The sequence below is a fragment of the Selenomonas oralis genome, assembly GCF_051603425.1.
Lineage (GTDB): Bacteria > Bacillota > Negativicutes > Selenomonadales > Selenomonadaceae > Selenomonas > Selenomonas sputigena_A.
In genome coordinates this window covers 1616492-1636113 of the sequence record NZ_CP194411.1, presented here as the reverse complement: position 1 = coordinate 1636113, position 19622 = coordinate 1616492, and the positions used below count along the sequence as shown (strand labels likewise).

The following is a 19622-nucleotide window of genomic DNA, read 5'->3' as shown; positions in this document are numbered from 1 at the left end:
TGCTTTATTTGAGTTTCTTGATGACATCGTCGGTGATGTCCTGGCCACCATAGACAACGGCTTCCTTCGCAAGAACGACCGACAGGCCCTTGGCCTCAGCCGTCTGCTTGACAGCCTCGTCGACCTTCCCCTGGATGCCCGTGAGAAGCGTCTGCTCTTTCTTCTGAAGCTCCATCTGAGCCTCCTGCATGAGCTTCGCCTTCTCCTCATCGCTCTTGTTGGCGCTGTTGGCCTCGAAGCGCATCTGCGCCTCCTGGCCCGCTTTCTGCATCTCGCTGTTCGCTGCAGCAAAATCCGGATGGCTCACCATGACCCTGCGGTAGTCAACAACACCGACAGACGACGAGGCCGCCGAAGCCGAGCCGGCACCAAGCTGCGAGAGTCCCAAGGCCACAACGGAGCCGATAAAGACGAGGGCAAGCGCCACGCAGAAAATCTTGACGTTTCTCTGTTGAAGTTTGATCATATTTCTTTTCTCCTTTTGTCTGTCCAGCCTTGTGTGCACCGCACTCCGGCAGGAAATAGCTGATGTAGTGTATTATAGCAGACTATTTTCGTGTATTCAAGCCCGCCTGGGCGGGAAAGTATGTTTTGCTTATTAAAAATCGCCAATCAGCCGCAGCCAGCCTTCGTCCGTATCCCGCACGAATTCAAGGCGCAGGAAGTCATGCAGGCGATAGCTGAGTCCCGCCTCGCCGCCCCGCTTTTCAAGGTCGTATTCATAGCGAAGCCCCCAGCGCGGCGCGACTTCGCCGCGAACGGCCAGGATCCAGCGCTTATCGCGCATGTCATAGCGCGCCTGCGCAAAGAGCTGCGGCAAAAGCCCCCGTTCATAGCCGAGCGCCCAGCCCCAAGCAAGATCCTGCGGAAAAAAATCGGCCTGCAGAAAAATCTCGTCCTCACGGGAGAGCATCCATCCCGCATGAGCGCGAAACCGCAGATCCCTGTCGCCATGATTGCTGCCGATATCGCTCCACCCCTCGAGACGCAGACGGTATTTCTCCGTATCGCTGCGGCTTATGACCGATGCGTTCTCCCCCACGGTGAGCGTCACGCGCGTCTTGAGCTCTAGTGCGCGAAACTCGGAGGAACTGTCCAGCGCCTCCTCCATGCTTTTGGCGAACTCCGCCTCATGGCGCGCAGCAAAGGCAACGGGAACGCCGAGCATCACGTCGGCCGCTTCCTGCATCCGGGCGCGTTTTTCAAGCAGACTGAAGTTCGGAATCGTATCGGAACGCATCGCCAGATCGATGGTGCGTACAACAGGCATCTTGGGATACAGCGTCAGGGAAACCCGTGTTTTCTCTTCCGTATGGATATCGAAATCGGCGCGAAACTCGGGCAAATGAGCGTCCAGATAGGCATTGACAGCCTGCTTCAGGACGCCGTTCGTCCAGTCCGTCGCTGCCAGCGGAAGCCCCGAAAGGCTCTGCCGGAACACGCTGTCGATATCGGCGACATCGCGGCGCACCATGGCTTCGACCTCGGGCTTGAGCCCTTCCACCTGAAGCTCGACCTCGACTTCCTCCACGCGATCCGTCCACGGTACGAGATAGACATAGACGCGCGTATCGCTTCCCGGCTCTATTCTGACGCTTTCAACGGAGTAGCCGACAAGCACTTTGTCGAACACCTCTCCGATGGTTCTCTCATCCTCCAGCCGCCTTGTCTCGTAAGAGGCGAGCGGCTGGCCTGCAACAAGCTGCGCCGCGATGGCCGCGACGCTTTTTTCCATGCGCGCCTTGACGAGCGGCGGCATCGCGCCGCGATCGGCCACGACTTCAGCCGCAACCTCGTCAATCGTCCCTGCAGCCGCTGCGGGAAACGCTGTTCCCCATGCAAAAACAAAGGCCAAAACAGCCACGAACCCTTGGGACGGAAAGCCCCTGAGATTCATCAGAACGAGCCGCCGACACTGAAGTGGACACGGCCGCCGTCCTTGCCGCGGCCATAGTCGAGGCGCAGAGGTCCGACCGGCGTATCAAACTGCAGCCCAAGGCCGACGCTTCCCTTGATGTTTTCCGGCCAGAAGCCCGAAGCCCATGCCGCACCCCAATCCGTAAAGACTGCTCCCTGCATCTTTTTCACGAGCGGGAAACGGTATTCCAAAGTCGTGAGGAACATGTGGTCGCCGCGGAACTGATCGTCACGGTAGCCGCGCAGGGAGTCCTGTCCGCCGACCTTGTACTGGTTCGACTCGGGGATGTTGCCATGGCCATAACCGTACTGCCCACGGAAAGCGACGGTATGCGCACGGCCGACCTTGAAGAAGTTCTTGTCCTCGAGCGTATACTTCTGATATTTGAAGTCACCGCCGAAGCCGGCAAACTCCGTCACGAGGTTCACAACGGCTCCCGAAGTCGGATTGTAGATATTGTCGCGCGTATCCGTGACATGCGAAAGCGTGATGCTGCGCGTCGTACCGAAATTCGCTTTGCGCCATGCTTCATAGGCCGGCGTGCTGCGGTCGGCAATGAGGCCGCTTCCCTTATGCCGCTCATACTCGTCCTTGCGGTTCCTGAGCGTGATGTAGTTCGTGGAGTACTCGCTGGCCGGACGGCCAAGAGTGAGCTCCCCGCCGGAATACTTGCGCATATACTTTTCAATCAGGTTGCCGTCCGTATTGTAATCGTCGTACTGGCTCGTACGGTTATAAACGCGGATCGTGCCCGATGTTTCCTTCTTGTCGAGCCAAGGGCGCGTATAGGAGAAGCTGAAACCGCGGGCATCGGTATCCTTGCCGCTCATCTCATAGAGCACATTGATGGCGTCGCCCATGCCGAGGAAGTTCGAATCCCCGACGTTAATCATGCCGATAAAGCCGTCCGACGAACTGTAACCGGCACCGATGCCGAAGTTGCCCGTGCGCTTCTCGACGACATCGGTCTCGAGAATGACGGAACCGTCCTCCTGCGGATTCAATTTCATGTTGACATCCTGGAAGAAGCCGAGATTGTATACGCGCTGCATGCTGCGGCGCGCCAGCTTGACATCGAACGGCTCGCCGAGCTTCTGGCGCATCTCTCGCGTGATGACATAGTCCTTCGTCTTCGTATTTCCCTTGACAGCGTATCCCGCAAGCTTGCCCTCATTGATCTTGAGTTTGAGGTCGCCGTTCGTATCGATGTTCATATCCTCGATTTTCGCGAGGATATATCCATCGGCCCTGTACTTTTCCTGCAGTGCGGAAACATTCTTCTGGAGCTCACGGCCGTTCAGCACCCTTCCGGTCTTGACCGTGATGAGCTTTTCCAGTTCTTCCGTCTTCTCGACCGTATTTCCCTCGATCTTTATGGAACGGAGCACGGGGTTTTCCAACACATGGTAGGTGAGCACGACACCCTCGGGAACATACTCCCATGACGGATAGAGATCGTAGAAATATCCCGTGTCATAGATGGCAGAGCGGTCATCCGCCGCTTTCTTCGCATCGTAGACATCGCCGGCGCGCTGCGTGACAGCTTCGCGCGCTGTCGCCATCGTATCGGAGCCTGCGCCCGTGATGACGATATCGACGATCGTCTTGCCCTCAGCGATCTTGGTATCCTCATCAAGCTTCTTGTCATCCGGGCGGGTCTTCTCCCATTCCTGGACGCGTGCATCCCTGGTGTTTTCTTCCGCCTTTTTTTCCACAGCCGCAGCAGCAACAGAGGCCGTCTGGTCGGCGGCATCGTTCTGTACGCGCTGAATCTCTTCCGCATCCTGTGCGGCATTATGCTGCTCTCTTGCGCTTTCCGCTGCAGCCAAAGCAGCGTCCTCTGCGGCAGCGCTGCCGGAAAAGCCTGCGAAGCTCGTGGCCAGCACGATAGCGCCAGCGAGGGCTCTCGTTCTTTTCATATCCAAGTTTACAACCTCCTATGGTCTCTTTCCCTTTTTCTATTCTACTATGAAACCCTGAGAAGTCAAGTCGGGAGATGGGTTTCATACAATTATAAGGCGAGATTTACTCGCGCAGCGCCCGTCCTGCCGACAGCATGAGCTTCTGTCTGTCAGGCGCAGGGACGGATGCCTGCGGCGTCTCGCGCGGGGGCGAGACCTCCATGGTTGTTCTTTGCTCCGCCGGGCGAGGCGGCTCTTCCTCCTCCAGCTGCGGCGCCTCGGAGGACCGCAGCGCTGCGGTTTCCTGCAGGACAGGCGCAGCCCCGGGGCCTGCATAGGCCGCGTCCCCATGCCGCCCCTCGTCCCGGCGCTCCTGCACAATCAATGTGTCGGCTTTGGCTGCGGCTTCAGCCGGCAGCTCCCCGGCCAATGCAGCGGCAGGCAAGGCGTCCGGCACGGCGAGCTGCCCCCCTGCAGGAGCCTCGGCTTCATGCGCCGGCTTTGTCTCGACAAAGAGCTGTTCCTCTCCGCCGCTATACAGGGCAAGACCCCCAAGGGCGAGGAGCAGGGCCATGGCCGGAGCGAGAATTTTCACCCGGCGGCTTTTCCGATCCGTTTCCCGCGCTCTTTGCAGTTCGGCCTCGGCAAGCATAAGGTTCAAGTCGCCCTTGATATCGTTTTCCATTTCCAGGGAAGACTCCGCCCGTCCCAGCCAATCCCTGGCTGCACGAATATGACCGCAGAGCTTCTTCCGGCTGTCCGCCATTTTGTCACCACCCTCAATGCCGCATAAAGCGTGCTAACATGCCGCGCACGCGTCGTATGCCGCTTTTTTGCAAACGATAGATATGCGAGGCGCTCACATGGAGGAATTCGGCTACCGCCGTCACTTCCTCGCTCTTGAGATAAACGCTTTCCAGGACGAGCCGCTCCTTCTGCGGCAGACGCTCAAGCGCCCTGTGCAGCTCGTCCCGCAAGAGCCCCGCCTCGGCTTGCTCCGCTACGGGCAAGGCCATGTCCGGCAAGAGTTCCCACGGCTCCCTGCCATCCTCCAGCGGGCTGTCCATGCAAGCGATATCGCTTTTCCCCTCTTTCTTCAGGAAGTCCACCATCCTGCCGCGGATACGGTGCACGGCAAATAGGCTGAAAGCAACGCCGCGCTGCCAGTCATAACTTTCGGCCGCCTCGATCAGACCGACCGTGCCTTCCTGCAGGATGTCCATGAGGTTTTCCCTTGCCCGCCAGGGAAGCGCCGTCTTAAACACAAGCGGCTGATAGGATTCAATCAGGCATTGGCGCGCCGCCCGGTCATCCCTTTCCTTGAACGCTTGCCAAAGAGCCTGTTCTTTTTCAGGGGCGAGAAGCTCCACCTTCTGGAGCTCCGCCAAATATTGCCCGATTTTCATGTTTTCCCCCCTTGCCGCCGATGATTAGAAGCGTATCCTCGCCTCAAGGCCGAAGACATTCCGGGACTCCTCATCGTAATTGTAATAGGCGCTCACACGATCGGTGAAATCGTAGCTAATGCCGTACTCGCGTGTCTTGTTGCCGATGCCCTGTTTGTAGCGCAGCATGACCCTGTCGTTGATGTACTTTCCTATTTGCAGATTGTACTCCATGCGGTGATCATCGATGCCCCGCTTATGGAATTCATCCACTTCCTCACCGTCAATCCGGAATTCATCCAAGCCCAGCGCATTGCGCACATTGTTCTCGATATCGCCGAGAATCGTCATGGACAAACCGAAATTCAAGAGCGCCGTAAGCGCCTTTTCATTGGTCACGTCCGTCGTCCGGAATGTCAGAAGACGCAGGATCTCCGTCTCGCTCATCGCCGGCTCCGAGCTAAGATGCGTCTCCATCTTGCCGATGGGGCCTGTTGTATGCAGGAAAATGCGCGTTTTGCCAAAGCGTGCTTCCGCCTCTAGGCTGAGACTCGGCAGGAAGGAACCGACCTGATTGAAGTAGGCTTCGCCTTCCTTCACGGTAAAGCGCGTCCTGTTGTAGGTGATTGTGCCGCGCTCGACCGTGACGCTCCCCGAAGGCGCGACATAGCGCGTCGTACCGCCGTAATGGAAGCCGCCCGCCAGACGCATGTCATAAAGTGAAGGGCTGTAGAAGCGCACCTTCTCGCCCAGCGTCACGCCGACGTCGAGTATGACTTCGGGCAGAACGCTTTCCTCTTCCGGCAGGGATGGGATGGCGAGCGTCGTATGATGCACATGGATCTCGCCCGTGAGCTTAGGCAGGCTGCGGCCATGGAGTACGCCTTCCGAGAGGCGGAGTTCACCCGTCAGCGGCCCATTGTAGAAGCTGCTCACGACGCCGAGCTCATCCGCCTTGATATCGAGCGCGTAGTCCTCGAACCTGCCGTTCTGGAACCTCGCTGCACCCGTCACGCTGTAAGAGCCGCCGCCCATCTTGCCCGTGCATTCCGTCAAGCTGATCTCGCTGCCGGAAAGGCGCAGCTGCGCTTTCATCTCAGTGATGGGCCGCTCGAGCTGCTTGAACTTCAGCGCCCCTTCCGAAAGGCTGATCTCACCCGAAAAATACGGATGGGCCAAGGTTCCCGTCACCCGCACCTCGCCTTGCGTCGGGCCGAGAGCCCAGTCAACAGAAGGCGAAAGGATCGGCAGAAGCGAAAGATCCGCCTGGTCGAGGGAAACCGTCAGCGAGAGCTGCTCAGGCACATCGAGCCATTCCTCCGAAGAAGCCGTGAGGCTCTTCAAGGGAATATCCCCCTTGGCGCTCGCACTGTAGCGTCTCTCGCCCAGGGTCTTCCGCACGAACAGCTGATCGACATGGATGACGCCGTTCCTGAGGTTGAAAAGTCCGGTGAGCGAATCGAATGTCGAGGCTCCGACGCCGCCATTTTTGATTTCAACGGAAGCATTCGCCGTAGGATTCTTGATCGTACCGCCTGTCTGCACCTCGAGGTTGATCGCACCTTTCACATCGGCTGCGATGCCGAGCGATTTTGTCACCATCCCGGCGGCTATGTCTGTCGCCGAGAACCGCGCATCGAGTTTTCCGCCGGATTCCTCAAGGGGTACGCGCCCTTCAGCAGCAAAGAGACCATTGCCCTGTCTGCCCATGAGCTCACGAATGGTCACGACGTGGTCAGCCAGTCGCAGGTTTGCTTTCATGTCGCGGATCTCATAGCCGCTGACCTTGCCGTCCGTAACCGTGGCCGTAAGCTCGGCATCCGGATTGTCGAGCGTTCCCGCGAAGCGGATTTCACCGTCAAGCCTGCCTTCAATGATATCGCTCTTGAGGTTCGCAACGGCCAAAATCGCACGGACATCGCCGTTTTTCACCTGCACATCGCCGTCGAGAGCCTGCGTATCGAGATTTGCCATGGCCCGCATGGTATAAGTGCCGTCATTTTGCCTGAAACCGAATTTTTCAGCGCGCAGCACATTGTCGCTCAAACGAACTTCCCCGTGCACTTCTTCGATTTCCTGCCCATTGAGCGTCAGACGCTTCGCGTCGAGCACACCGTCGAAACGCGGCGCAGCCAGCGTGCCCGAAATATGCCCGTCAAAGGTGCCGTTACCGCTGACCGGATACGGCAGTTTGCTGCCGATGCGGTCAAGGCTGATATCATGCGCCGCCGCATAGAGATCGAGAGCGCCGCCGCGCGTCACCGTGCCGTTCACATCCATGTCGACAAGGGGCGAGAAGATGTGGAAATCCTGCAGGCGCACCGTATCGCCTTCCAGGTAGTAGTCGCCGTCCATACCCGAGAGGATGTAGCCGTCATAGCTGCCGCGATAGAAATGAATATAGCCGACAGCCGACGGGTTGTCAAGCGTTCCGGTGAAGCGGATCGTATTGTCGACATTGCCCGTGATCGGCTGGTCAGGCGCGAAGACAGCAGCAATATCTTCCATGCGCGCACCGACCGAATCGACGCGCAGATTGATCGGTCTTTCGCCCACAAGACCGACCGTTCCCTCAGCCAGCCACGTCATCTTGCCGTTCCGCTCCAGCACAAATTCTTCAATTCCGATGCTTTCAAGATTGCCGCTGACGGAGCCGTAGAGCGCCGTAAACGGCTGCTGCAGAAGCCTGCCGTCCGAGGCGCTGAAGCTCGCCTGAATGAGCGGATTGTCCATCGCGCCGCGCACCGTCCCCGAGAGATCGAGAGAACCCGCAGCGTCGATATCGGGCGCAAAAAGCCGCACGGTTTCAAGGGGAATCGCCGTGCCGTAGAACAGGAGATCGAGCGACGATGCGCCGTCGATATCCCCTTCAACGCCAAGACTGCCGCCGGAAGCGAATTCCATGCCGAGATAATCGAGATGGAGCCGCTCTCCCTGCTTGAAAAAGGAAGCCGCGAGGCTGTTTGCCGCAACGCCCTTGTAAGAAGCTCCGTCACCCGCGAGCGTGCCGTAGGCGAGCAAGCTGTCTTCCTCCTGGATCCTGCCCTGCAGTACGACATCCGCACCATAGCTGCCTGACAAAGCCAACCCTTCCGCAGGCATGAACGCAGAGAGCTCCGCCCCTGAGAAATCCCGGCCTTCGACATGCGCCTCATAAGAGCCGTCCCCTGTATGGAAGGCGACATCGCTCGAGACCGTGCCGCCCAGCGTCTTCGATGTCAGGCGTGCCGTCAGGAGGCCGTTTTCATAATGCACCTTCGCCTTGGCGTCCTGGATGCCGCAGCCATAGACAGCGCCTGCAGCAGCATCGCATTCGCCGTCGATCTTATAATCATCCTCCGTACCATAAATGGATGCCAGGAAATGTACCGGCCCTTCATACGGGCTCTGTGCAAAAATTGCCGAGGGATTGAAAGCAGCCGACTCCGCCACAAAATTGAACGAGGGCTGCTCGTCCTGCCAAGCGATGCGGCCATGTACGGAAGCCTTCTGTCCTTTTGCCTCAGCGCGCAGGAACAAGCGCGCCTCCTCACCGGAAAAGAGAAGCAGGCCGTCCATCGCCTCAACCCTCGTGCCATAAACGACTGCCTGCCCGTTCGAAAAACGCACCTCGCCGGAAAGCGAAAGATCCCCGTCTCCGCGCAGGACCTTCAGCTGCAAATCGTCAACAAGCCCCGCTTCCGGGGTGATATCCTTGGGAATCTTGTCCTTCGGCAGGAATGCCAGATACTCCATGAGCGCAAGCTTCTCGCCTTTGAACTCAAATTCCTGTCGCCCGTCTGCAATCTCCCCTTCTGCCGAAAGCACAGCTTCCCCGTTCCTTGCCGAAACCGTCACGCCAAGCACAGGATTTTTGTCGAAATCAAGCTCCGCCTCGATATCCGTAAGCCGGAGTTCCCTGTCCATGAAGGAGAAGGAGGCCTTGCCGTCCTTTGCCAAAATCCTGCCGCGAAAATCGCCCGACTCACTTTTTTTCTGCATGAGGTCCGCAGCATTCCAGCTGCCGTCCTCACGTTCCTGCAGACGGATCTCAGGGCTTTCAAGCGTGACCTCCGAGATAGCTGCCGCAGGCGAGGAGGAAAACACTGAGAACAGGCTGAAATCGACCTTCGCCTCCCCCGCATAGAGAATCTGCGTCCCCGTCTTGTCAAAGATGCGGACATCCTCAAGGGAAAGACCATGTGTGGAATAGATGCGGACGCCGCCGACGGTGACGGGGACGCCGAGGCTTTCCTCCAAGGTCCGGGAAACGGTTTCTCCCGCCCCTGCAATATAAGCTCCGGTACGCGAAACATACCAAGAAAAAGCAAAAGAGAGGAATAAAAAGAGCAGAACGACGGCACCGGCTGCAAAAGCAATGCGTCTCTTCCCCATCTTTTATCCTCCCTTCTTCAAAGCAACGTCAAGTCCCGGCTGCAAAAGCATCAGAGCCTTTTCCTGTTCTATCTCCCTTCAGCAGCAGAAGCGGCTTCCGCTGTCGCTTTCCCGGAAGTTCCCTGCTGCGCCTTTGCACCGGAAGCGGCCTTCACCGACGGTTTCGCCTTCCCGGAAGACGGCAGGACCGCCTCCCGACGCGCTGTCGGGTTGTATTTCAGATCCGCGTCAAGCCGCACCTGCTCATCCCCTGCCAGCTGAGCAGCTGCATCCGTGTGGAAAAGCGCTTTCTCCGCCTGGTCCTTGGCTTCCTTATGTTTCTTATCATCGACCTTTTCACTGTAGGAAACGGCGTCGAGATCGATGGGCAGACCCATCGCCTTGTCGAGCGCGGCCTTGCTCACATTGTAGTTGTAAAGCGCATCATAATAATTCGTCTGCGCCGTCACAAGCTTCTCGTCCGCATCCGTCACATCGAGGTTCGTGCCGACGCCGGCCGAGTAGCGCACCTGTGCGATCTTGTAGTCTTCCGTGGCGCGCTCAACGGCAACGCTCGTCGTCCGGATGTTCTTCTCCGCCGCCAGGAGGCTCAGATACGCGGTACGCACATCGAGATCGATCTGCTCATACGCTGCCTCGGCTGCCTGCTGCAGCTTGTGCACCGCCGCACGCTTCTGCTCCACCTGGGCAGCCGTAACATTGTTGTCGAAGGCTGTCCAGCTGGCCTGCACGCCGATGGACCATGTATCCGCCGAATCCGTGTTGTTGGAAAAGAGTTCATAGCCGCCGATGGTACGCGCAGCCACGGCATTGACCTGCGGCCTTGCCCCGGCCTTCGTCGCTTCGAGCACGGAGTTCGCCTGGCGCACCGCATAGTCTGCCGCCATGCCGTCCGCCCGATGCACATGGGCATAGTCCGTGCAGCCTTCGAGCGTCAGATCGTATTTGGCATAGCCGAGCTCATCGACAAGATTCAGCTCCATGCCTGTCGGCAGTCCGATGATGTTGTTGAGCGTCGCCATCGCCACATCGTAATTGTTTTTCGCCCTCACGAGAGCCTGCTCGGCGTTCGCGAGCGCGACCTGCGAGGCGAGCACATCGGAGCGCGCGACTGTGCCGGCGTTGTACTGCGCGTCAACATTTTTCAGATGCTGCTGCAGATTGTCGATGGACATCTGATTGACCTTGATCAGGTTGCGGCATTCGAGCACCCTGAAATATTGGCTCGTCGTCTGGTAGCGCACGGCCTGCTTCGTGTTCTCAAGCGTGAGGTCCGCGCCATTTATGCCGTAGCGCGCCGCATCAATCATGTTCTCGATGCGCCCGCCCGTATAAAGCGGAAAGCCGATCTCCGCCCCGCTGCGGAACGCATAGTTGTGCCCGTAATGCTCATAGGCGCGGCCGCCGACACGGTTTCCCTGCGTCGTCAGCTTGAGCTGCGGGCCGCCGTTGCGGCGCGCCTCATGGTAGGCCCAATTCGCTGCGTCCACATCCGTCACGGATGACTTGATCGTGCGATTATTCGCCAGAGCCAGCTCGACGCTCTCATCGAGCGCGAGGGTGCGTCCCTCCGCCGCGAGCGCCGTCGCCGCCAAGTTCATGGACACGAGAGCGCCCACGACAAGTGCTGTAAGCTTCTTCTTAAATCGCTTTGAATGGTTCACTATTATTCCTCCCGCTTTCAAGCGCAGATCTGGACTTAAAACCGCTGTTCTTCCCCTATCCCGCGAAATCGAATATATAGGCTGTGGCGAGACCGCCGCCTTGCCTGTTAAAACGCATGGTGCAGGCCGAAGTAAGCAGCGCGGCGATCACGCTTGTTCACATCACGCCACTGTCCCATCAGGGACGTATTCCCATTGAGGCGGTAAAGCGCCGAAAGACGCAGCCGGAAATCATTCGGATCGTAGCCGTCGGCAGAAAAGACCCAGCGGTCGCCGCCGTAAGCGTCAAGCCCGATGCCGGCTTCCCCCGCGATGATTCCCGCACGCGCGCCGAAACCGCCATTTCTGCGTCCCACCTCGAGATTCAAATCATTGCCCTCGCCGATATCCTCAAGTCCGACGCGCAGGAAGCGATCCGGCGCGGTTTCCTTCGATATATCGACATTGACGTTCGTGATCCAGTTCTCATCCTTGCCGCTGTACAAAACATCCAAGGATGGATCCGCCTTTATGCCGCGGAACTTGTCGAGCGTATCGTTCGCCTTCTGTGTGACCTCGCGTGCCTGGCGAATCGTCGTCTTGAGGTTGTCGCGCACTTCCGGATCTCCCGTCACCTCGTGGATTTCCTCGGCCACCTTGCGGATGTTCTCGCTGGCTTTCGAGACATTGAGAAGCGTCAGGCGGAGGTTTGCAGCCGTCTGGCCGTCGTCGTTGACATCATTCGCCATCTGGCGCACCGTCTCCGTCGTGGCAGCGAGATTGGCGAGGATTGTCTGCATCTGCTGCACCATGGCGTGCAGATTGCCCTCGTTGTTCAGGGCAACGCGCCCCAGAACAGCCGTCACCTCGCGGATATGCGCCGTGACTTCACGCACATTCTCAGCCGATCCCAGCACGGATTCCTTCATGCGCGGGCTGCCGAGAATTTCGTTCAGGGAGGTAAGCAGAACCTGCACCCCCTTGACGGCCTCATTCACACTGGCAAGGACATTGTCCATGTTCGTCTCATCCGTGCCGAGGACGAAATCGCCGTCCTTCAGGTACTCCGTACTCCTCGATCCCGCCGGTGAAATGAGTACGAACTTATCTCCCAGGACACTGTTCGCCGAGAGCGAGAAGCGTGCATCCTGCGGAATCTGTATTTCCGGCTTGATGGAGAGAGTGACGCGCACGCCCATGCCCTCAGGCTCTATGGCCTTGACCTTGCCTGCGGCGACGCCTGCATAGCGCACATCGGAGTCCGGCGACAGCCCGACGACCTGTGAAAAACCTACATAAATCGTATAATCGCGATTTCCCGAAAAAGAAAAGCCGCCCAAGTGCATAAGAATAGCCGCAAGCATTCCTATGCCAAGCAGCGTAAACGCCCCCACTTTCGCCTCCGTAGTCATAAGCCAGCCTCCTCCTCTTCCACTTCTACAGCACGGAAAAACGCCTTGATGCGCGGGTCGGCGCTCTTCCTGAAATTTTTCGCCGTATCGAGGGCGATGAGCTCGCCCTTATCCAGCATGGCGATGCGGTCGGCGACATGGCAGGCGCTCGCCATGTCATGCGTCACGACCACGCTCGTGACGCCAAGCCTTCGCTGTGTTTCCAGAATAAGCTCGTCGATCTTTCCCGTCATGATGGGATCAAGACCCGAGCTCGGCTCGTCGTAAAGGATGATTTCCGGGTCGATGGCGATGGCCCGCGCCAGACTCACGCGCTTCTTCATACCGCCCGAAAGTTCGTCCGGCATCTTCTTCTCGATACCGTCAAGACCCACGAGGTGGAGCTTTTCGCGCACGATCTGCGCGATTTCAGCCTCCTTCAGCTTCGTGTGCTCGCGCAGGCCGAACGCGACGTTTTCGCCGACCGTCATCGAGTCAAAAAGCGCCGAATACTGGAAAACCATGCCCATCCGCAGGCGAACCTTGTCGAGTTCCGCTTCTTCCATAGCGGAAATCTCCCGGTCGCCAATCCAGATTTTTCCTTCTGTCGGACGAATCAGGCCGATCATCAGGCGCAGCAGCGTGCTCTTGCCCGAGCCCGAGCCGCCGATGACGGCAAGCGTTTCACCCTTTTCCACCGCAAAGCTCACACGGCGCACCGCCGTGTGATCCGGGAAAGCCATCGTCACATTTTCCAGTCGTATCATAGCCAAACCTCATCAGTAAAGCAAAAAAGACAGCAGCACATTCAAAAAGAAAATGCATATAATGGAGGAAACGACGCTCTTCGTCGTCGCGCGCCCCACACCTTCCGCGCCCTCCGGTGAATGAAGGCCGTACCATGCCCCGAGGACGGCGATGACTACGCCGAAGACGGCCGCCTTGATGAGCCCTCCCGTAACATCGTGCATCTTGACAAAGACATCGATGGAATTCATGAACGTATACGAGCTGACGCCCGAATATTTGGTAGCGACAAGCCAGCCGCCAAAAACGCCGACGACATCGCCGAAAACCGTCAGCAGAGGAACCATGCACATGCAGGCGATCATGCGGGGCACGACGAGATAGCCGATGGGGCTTGTCGCCATGACGCGCAGGGCATCGATCTGCTCCGTGACCTTCATCGTGCTGATCTCCGCCGTGATGGCCGAGCCGACGCGTCCGGCACAGACGACGCCGACAAGTACAGGGCCGATCTCCCGCCCCACACCGATGGCTACCACACCCCCGATGATCGACTGGGCTCCGAAGCGGATAAACTCATGTGCGATCTGCAGCGTCAGAACCATACCCGTAAAGAGCAGCGTCAGTGAAACAATCACCAGGGAATCAACACCCAGATGCGACATCTGGGCAAAGACATGGCGGAAGCGCAAAGGATGGCGCAGCTCCCTGACAGCCGATACGAGCAGAAGCATCACGGAGCCAACCCAGTTGAGTTTCCGGAGAACGACCGCGCCGAAGTTCTCCAACAAACGCGTAATCATTTGTCCCGAGCCTCGACAAGAAGCGATGTATGAATGACGTTGTCGATGATATAACCCGTCTCAAATTTTGTCTCAAGCGGGTTGCCGCGGCGCTTGGCCTTCTGCCCCAGCAAATCGACCTTCTTCTCCGGCGCCCTCAGAGGCACCGTCTTTGCGCCCTTCGGCCTCTTTTCGCCCTTTTCCTCGGCAGCGGGCGGCGCAAGTGCCGGCCCGATGATGATTTCATTATTGCGTCCCATCTCGAGGAACTGGCCGACCTTCTCCGCCGTCGTCTGCGTCTTGTCTTCCTCAACGCTCGTATCAATGCCAAGAGCATTCTGCAGGAGAGACGCCGTCACCGGCACAAGACCGCCGCCGCGCAAATCGAGACGCAGGACGCCGGGATCCTGGCGCTCCGGCACCCGGAACGGGATGGAAATCACCTCGTTTTCCTTGCGGAAAGGCTTGATGGTCGTACGGAAATGAATCGTCTCGCCCGGCTTCGCCGACGGCTTGTCCGGTACGGCGGAAATCAAAGAGGCCGTCTTTCTCGTGTTCTCCATTTCCACATCGACATCAATCGATGTCACATCCGTTTCCTTATCCGTATTCTGGCAAAGCAGCGTCATGAGCTGCGCAAGCTCGGCCACGGATGTCTTTCCCACATCGGATGCGTTATAGTACATATTCGAACGCTCGATCTTGCCGTCCTCGCCCGCATCCGAATGTATCGTAAACTTGACGTTTGCCGTCCCCTCGCCCACGGTGTCCGAAGTCTTGCCGATCGCCGCATAGGCAATTCCCGACGTCAGGACAGGGAGAAAGTCCTCGTCATAAGCGATCTGCACAGCAAAACGCTTGTTGGCGCCAAGCGAGGCGTCATGAACGCGCACGCGCATCGGCACGGTGCTCGGGAAGGAGCCGATCAGTCCGCCGACGCCCGCCTCGCGATCCTGGTTGACGCGGCCGATGATATTGCCGATCGTAGCGATCTTCATGCCGTCCGTCGGGCCGCTGATCGTGCCGATGACCTTGGCATCCGTCAGGAAGTAATTGACATTCCCCTTGTGCAGGAAGGGATGGCCGAAGGCAAGGACGCGATTGCCGTCCACTGCCGTCACCGTGCCGGTTGCACCTACGGAGAAATCGCCGTAAACAACGGCGACGCCGACAGCGCTTCCCGGCTCCAAGGAGCCGTCGTAGACAACATGCGTCCCGGGATTGGGTATGCCGAAAGCCGGCAGATCCCCTGTCTTGACGCCAAGTCCGGCAAGCTTTTCCTGCATGTAGGACGTACCGTTCCGACCGAAGCCTGCGAGGAAAAGCGCTGTTTTTTCCTTCCGTTCCGCCTTCCCGGCAGGCTCTTCTTCCTTCGCAAGGCGGCTTGCAGAAGCGCCTGTTCCCGCAGCTTCTGCAGGCTTTCCTGCATCGCTCCCGACAGGCTTCTCTGCCTCCTGCGACGGCTTCTCTTCCCGCTTCGCCGCGTCCTTTCCGCCTTCTTCCTTTTTCCCTGCGCTCGGCTTCTTTTCCTTCTTCTTTTCAGGTTTCGGCGAAGGATTCTTCAATTTCAGCAGGGGGCCGTCATCCTGCACGGCCTTCTTCACCGCAGACTTCTCCTTCGCTTCAGGCGCAGCTTCCTCTTCCGCTGTCTCCGGCTTGTCAGCCTTGGCGATCTGCACCTGCTTGGGGCGCATCGCATTTTTGGGGTCGGGCATATCCCAGATTCTCAGCATCTCATCGATCGGCGTTATAAAAAATGTATAAAGGCTCATCCCCTTGAGACCTGCTGAAAGCGCCCCGACAAGCGCCCCGTCCACATAGATGGGGCTGCCGCTCATCCCCTGCAGCGTACCGCCCGTCTGCTCCACAACGGGGCCCGAGGCGCGCGCCATAATGCGGCTTGTCGATGATCCCTCATCGTATGTGCCGACAATATCGACATGAAACGGCACAATATCGCCCGAATCATCGACGACGGTATACGCCGTGCCCTCCATGCCCGGATAGACATCCGACAACGGCAGCGTAGGCGGCAGAGATGCCGCCGCCATACTTGCCGAAAGGGACAAAGAAAGACAGAGCGAAAGCATCCGTTTCTTGAACTTACGCAAATACATCACCTCATTTATAGCAATCCCAAAGGAAACCACACGCACAAACGTCCATGCTGTAGCCATTGTGCGCCGCCTTTACATGAAAACGATCCGTCCATCTGCGCCCTTCGGGCAGATTTCTTGGGTTTTCATGAGAAAATCACTGCTTTTCTGCCGCCACACGGGCTACGATCTGACCGGCAGACACTTCGTCGCCGACAGCAACGAGCATCTCCTCAACCGTACCACTATCTGCCGCACGCGCGGCAGCAGCCTCTCCCGTCAGCGTTTTTATGCGCACGATCTCACTTCCCGGCGCTACAGCACTTCCCTGCTCCGCCGTCCACGACACCTTGCCCGAGAGACTCGACTTGATATCGTCCGCCATCCCCGCCATCACAGCATGAACCGCAACCGCCGTGATGCCGAGAAAGAGACAGACTGCCAGCATTCTTCTCATTTGTACCTTCCTCCATTATAACGGATTCTTCAATAAGTGCAAGAATCAATCCCTTTTTCCCCAGCAGATGGGAAAATTCTTCCCTAAAAGGGCCTCCTCTCAGCGTCCGACGAGAGCCAGTGCCGAGCCAACCGGCCTCTCTGCACCGTCCGACGGACTGTTTTCGATGCGTCCGCCAACAACCAATTCGCTCGAACCGCCGCCGTCAAAATTGATGGCTTCCACTGCGCCGAACTGCAGCATGAACTCAGCCATCTCCCGCAAGGTGCAGCCAATGCTGTGTGCCTGCCGTCCATCCACGACAGCAAGCAGGTAATGCCCATCCTTCATCACGCCAAAAGCCGTGCGCGGTGCGCGTCCCTGCGCGATATCAGGCGGAAACTGTTCCTCCTCCGCCGTCACATGGACCTCGCCGTTTTTGACAAGCGTTGGCCCCGCACCAACAATAGTCGGAATCTCGCCCCATGGAGAACCGATATTTTCCTCGATCCTCGCGCTGTCACCGACCTTCACGCCGGAAAAGGCGTCCTTCACCTTCCCATGCACGGAAACGACGACGCCGTTCTCCGGAATCAAGGTATTCGACGGGCTGATGGCAGAGACGCGTCCATTTTGGACGACGTACTCCAAGCCGTATTCGTTCGTGCGCGTCGTGCGGCTGTAATATTTATTGTAAAGAACGAGGCTGTCTGCGCCGCGTTCCGCATCGACGCCCCCTACAGGCTGGCTCACACGCCCTAACGTCACCCTGCCCATGTAGTCCACGGGACCGAAAAAAGTTCGCCCATCGGCCATGAACCCCACGGCGCTGCGGCGGAAATACGTCGTGCCGACAATCGTGCCCTCGATCTTCAAAAGGCCGATGATCTCACCGCTCGGTGCAAAATAAGAAGCGTTAATGGCTGCCGCGGCATTGGCAGCATCCGACATGGCGCTGACCGAAGCCCGCCCGGCGATTGCCCCCTTCGCAAGCACTGGAACGGCGCGGTACATCGCCGGATCCGCTTCAACGACCCAGCCCGTCAGGCGGCCGCGTTGATCAAGGCGCTTCAGCGTCAACAGTTTGAGCCCCGGCGCGCGCTGCTCCTCTTCAATGCGCTCATACTCCTTCTGCACATCGACAAAGAGGCGCGGCGGATTGGCCAGAGTATTCACTTTATAAGACGCGGGCGCTTCAAGCTCGATCGTGATCTTCAGGCCTTGCGGCACGGAGGCTATGTTGACGCTGTCAACCATATCCCCAGAAATGCTCGGCTGCGCCGCTCGGTTCACCGCCCCCGTCAGAAGCAAGACGATGCGCTGTCCGTCATTTTCCGTCTGCACCGTGTACTGCGGCAGGGAGGTCAAATCAAAGACGATGCGCTCGTTCTCCGCACCCGAGCCGAAACGCACGCCTTGCAGCGTCGGCTGCACCGCTGTCCGGACGCCCCCACGCGGCTGCACCTTCTGCGCGGCCTTGTTCCCCTGCTCGGGCTGAACCGTCTGCGTCGGCTGCGCTATGCGAAGGGACGACGCCCCTGCCTCACCGCAAAACCCAGTCACAGCCAGAGCAAAAGCAATGCCCAGCGCCATATTCCTCATCATCTTCGCCGCCCCCCTGCCGGTCCTCAAGCCTGCGCCTCGGCGGCTTGCTGTACACATGCACGCCTTACATGAAACCTGTCAATCACTCTGCGCCTTCGGCTTGAGTTCTTGGGGTTTCATCGTAAACTACACGTACAAACGTCCACTTTGTGGACATTGTGCGCCGCTCTTACATGAAACCTGCCAATCACTCTGCGCCTTCGGCTTGAGTTCTTGGGGTTTCATCGTAAACTTTCAGGACATATGTTCACCCGCCATGCGAAATGACATGGCTTCCTTTCGCGCCCGTTTCCAGCGACAGCGCCATCACAGCATCGTGCTGTACATATGTCCTCACGCCTTACATGAAACCTGCCAATCACTCTGCGCCTTCGGCTTGAGTTCTTGGGGTTTCATCGTAAAGAATATTATACCATAGAAATGATGAGAATTGGTTGAAAATCTTTGATTTGGCAGGCAAAGAATATGCCTGCCATAACGACAAGCGGAATTTTCCCGTCCCCAACGGGCAGGACAAGCAGCCGCTGCAGCACCCACAAAGAATACCGCCGCTCCTCGCACGAGGAACGACGGTATTCTTCGCAGTCCACAGCTCTACGCCCCGATATCGAGATGCGGTTTCTCCTTCTCATACGCATATACGTCGGAGCGATCCTCCTGCCGGGAAATATTTTCATCGCCGTTTTGGACAGTCGCCGCTTCCGCCGTCGATTCCGCGCTGTTCGGCGTCCCGTCTTCCGAATCTGTCGCCGGATCCGCTTCTTCGATGTCATGCACAGCACCATATGCCTGCTTTGCTTTCATTTGTATGATGTCGAGCTGCAGCAAGGCAATCGCCTTTTGCGTCTTTGCCAATGAGGACGGCTCCTTTTCCAGGAACGCTTCGATGTGCGAAGCCAGCGAAGCGTCATCATGTCCCATGCGGCTGGCATTGGACTGCACTTTCACAGCAGAAGAAAACGTCTCTTTCATCTGCCCAAGGCATGGTCCCATGAAAGTCAGATAGGACAACGCCGCATCTGCACCGCCATTTTTATTGTCGGCTTTATCCGGCGCTTCCGCCATGCCGAAGAGGCCTCGTCCGTCGTACGGCGATGCCTTGCTGGCCCGCATTGCCTCCGTCACCTGTTTCTGCAGGTCGGCGATCTGCTGCATCATCGTTTTCAGCAGGCTGTCCTTCGTCTCCGCCATCTGCTTCTGCAGATCGGCAACTTGCTGCAGCACCGTTTCCAGCAGATTATCCTTCACCTCTTGGCTCATCCCATCGTTCCCCCGGCTTCTCCGATGCAGGTGTCAGGCGCGAAGTGCTTCCATAAACCTCCCCACAACAGGTTTATGGAAGCA

At 58.1% G+C, this 19622-nt stretch carries 14 protein-coding genes; all 14 read right to left on the bottom strand.

The features are described from left to right. Window positions 1–4 precede the first annotated feature (4 nt). The 14 genes from ACRTGH_RS07690 to ACRTGH_RS07625 all read right to left on the bottom strand — a co-directional run bounded on the left by ACRTGH_RS07690 (window position 5) and on the right by ACRTGH_RS07625 (window position 19538). The gene (locus ACRTGH_RS07690; protein WP_368846464.1) at window positions 5–466 is read right to left on the bottom strand and encodes an OmpH/Skp family outer membrane protein; all 462 of its coding nucleotides are present in this window, start codon (window positions 464–466) and stop codon (window positions 5–7) included. A gap of 132 nt (window positions 467–598) precedes the next feature. Next, the gene (locus ACRTGH_RS07685) at window positions 599–1897 is read right to left on the bottom strand and encodes a hypothetical protein (protein WP_368846465.1); all 1299 of its coding nucleotides are present in this window, start codon (window positions 1895–1897) and stop codon (window positions 599–601) included. Continuing rightward, on the bottom strand, window positions 1897–3843 hold the full coding sequence (locus tag ACRTGH_RS07680; protein ID WP_368846466.1) for a BamA/OMP85 family outer membrane protein: 1947 nt from the start codon (window positions 3841–3843) through the stop codon (window positions 1897–1899). The genes ACRTGH_RS07685 and ACRTGH_RS07680 overlap by 1 nt, the downstream gene beginning before the upstream one ends. A gap of 100 nt (window positions 3844–3943) precedes the next feature. Then, on the bottom strand, window positions 3944–4585 hold the full coding sequence (locus ACRTGH_RS07675) for a hypothetical protein (RefSeq protein ID WP_368846467.1): 642 nt from the start codon (window positions 4583–4585) through the stop codon (window positions 3944–3946). A gap of 13 nt (window positions 4586–4598) precedes the next feature. Beyond that, window positions 4599–5225: a sigma-70 family RNA polymerase sigma factor gene (locus tag ACRTGH_RS07670; RefSeq protein ID WP_368846468.1), complete on the bottom strand. Its 627-nt coding sequence runs from the start codon at window positions 5223–5225 to the stop codon at window positions 4599–4601. Between the two features lie 24 nt (window positions 5226–5249). Next, on the bottom strand, window positions 5250–9578 hold the full coding sequence (locus ACRTGH_RS07665) for a translocation/assembly module TamB domain-containing protein (RefSeq protein WP_368846469.1): 4329 nt from the start codon (window positions 9576–9578) through the stop codon (window positions 5250–5252). 68 nt (window positions 9579–9646) lie between these two features. After that, on the bottom strand, window positions 9647–11242 hold the full coding sequence (locus ACRTGH_RS07660) for a TolC family protein (RefSeq protein ID WP_368846470.1): 1596 nt from the start codon (window positions 11240–11242) through the stop codon (window positions 9647–9649). Window positions 11243–11349: 107 nt separating this feature from the next. After that, entirely contained in the window at window positions 11350–12633 is a 1284-nt protein-coding gene (locus ACRTGH_RS07655; RefSeq protein ID WP_368846471.1) for an MlaD family protein, read from the bottom strand. Beyond that, complete coding sequence (locus tag ACRTGH_RS07650) at window positions 12630–13379, bottom strand: ABC transporter ATP-binding protein (protein WP_368846472.1); 750 nt, start codon at window positions 13377–13379, stop codon at window positions 12630–12632. Before ACRTGH_RS07650 ends, ACRTGH_RS07655 begins: the two co-directional genes overlap by 4 nt. Window positions 13380–13391: 12 nt before the next feature. Continuing rightward, on the bottom strand, window positions 13392–14162 hold the full coding sequence (locus ACRTGH_RS07645) for an MlaE family ABC transporter permease (RefSeq protein WP_368846473.1): 771 nt from the start codon (window positions 14160–14162) through the stop codon (window positions 13392–13394). Beyond that, window positions 14159–16318 carry a SpoIVB peptidase S55 domain-containing protein gene (locus ACRTGH_RS07640; RefSeq protein ID WP_368846474.1) on the bottom strand — a complete coding sequence of 720 codons (2160 nt, stop codon included), beginning with the start codon at window positions 16316–16318 and terminating at the stop codon, window positions 14159–14161. Before ACRTGH_RS07640 ends, ACRTGH_RS07645 begins: the two co-directional genes overlap by 4 nt. 76 nt (window positions 16319–16394) lie before the next feature. Continuing rightward, window positions 16395–16694, bottom strand: a complete 300-nt coding sequence (locus tag ACRTGH_RS07635; RefSeq protein WP_368846475.1) for a biotin/lipoyl attachment domain-containing protein — start codon at window positions 16692–16694, stop codon at window positions 16395–16397. Between the two features lie 99 nt (window positions 16695–16793). After that, window positions 16794–18278: a phosphodiester glycosidase family protein gene (locus ACRTGH_RS07630; protein WP_368846476.1), complete on the bottom strand. Its 1485-nt coding sequence runs from the start codon at window positions 18276–18278 to the stop codon at window positions 16794–16796. Window positions 18279–18872: 594 nt separating this feature from the next. After that, on the bottom strand, window positions 18873–19538 hold the full coding sequence (locus ACRTGH_RS07625; protein WP_368846477.1) for a hypothetical protein: 666 nt from the start codon (window positions 19536–19538) through the stop codon (window positions 18873–18875). Between the last annotated feature and the right edge of the window lie 84 nt (window positions 19539–19622).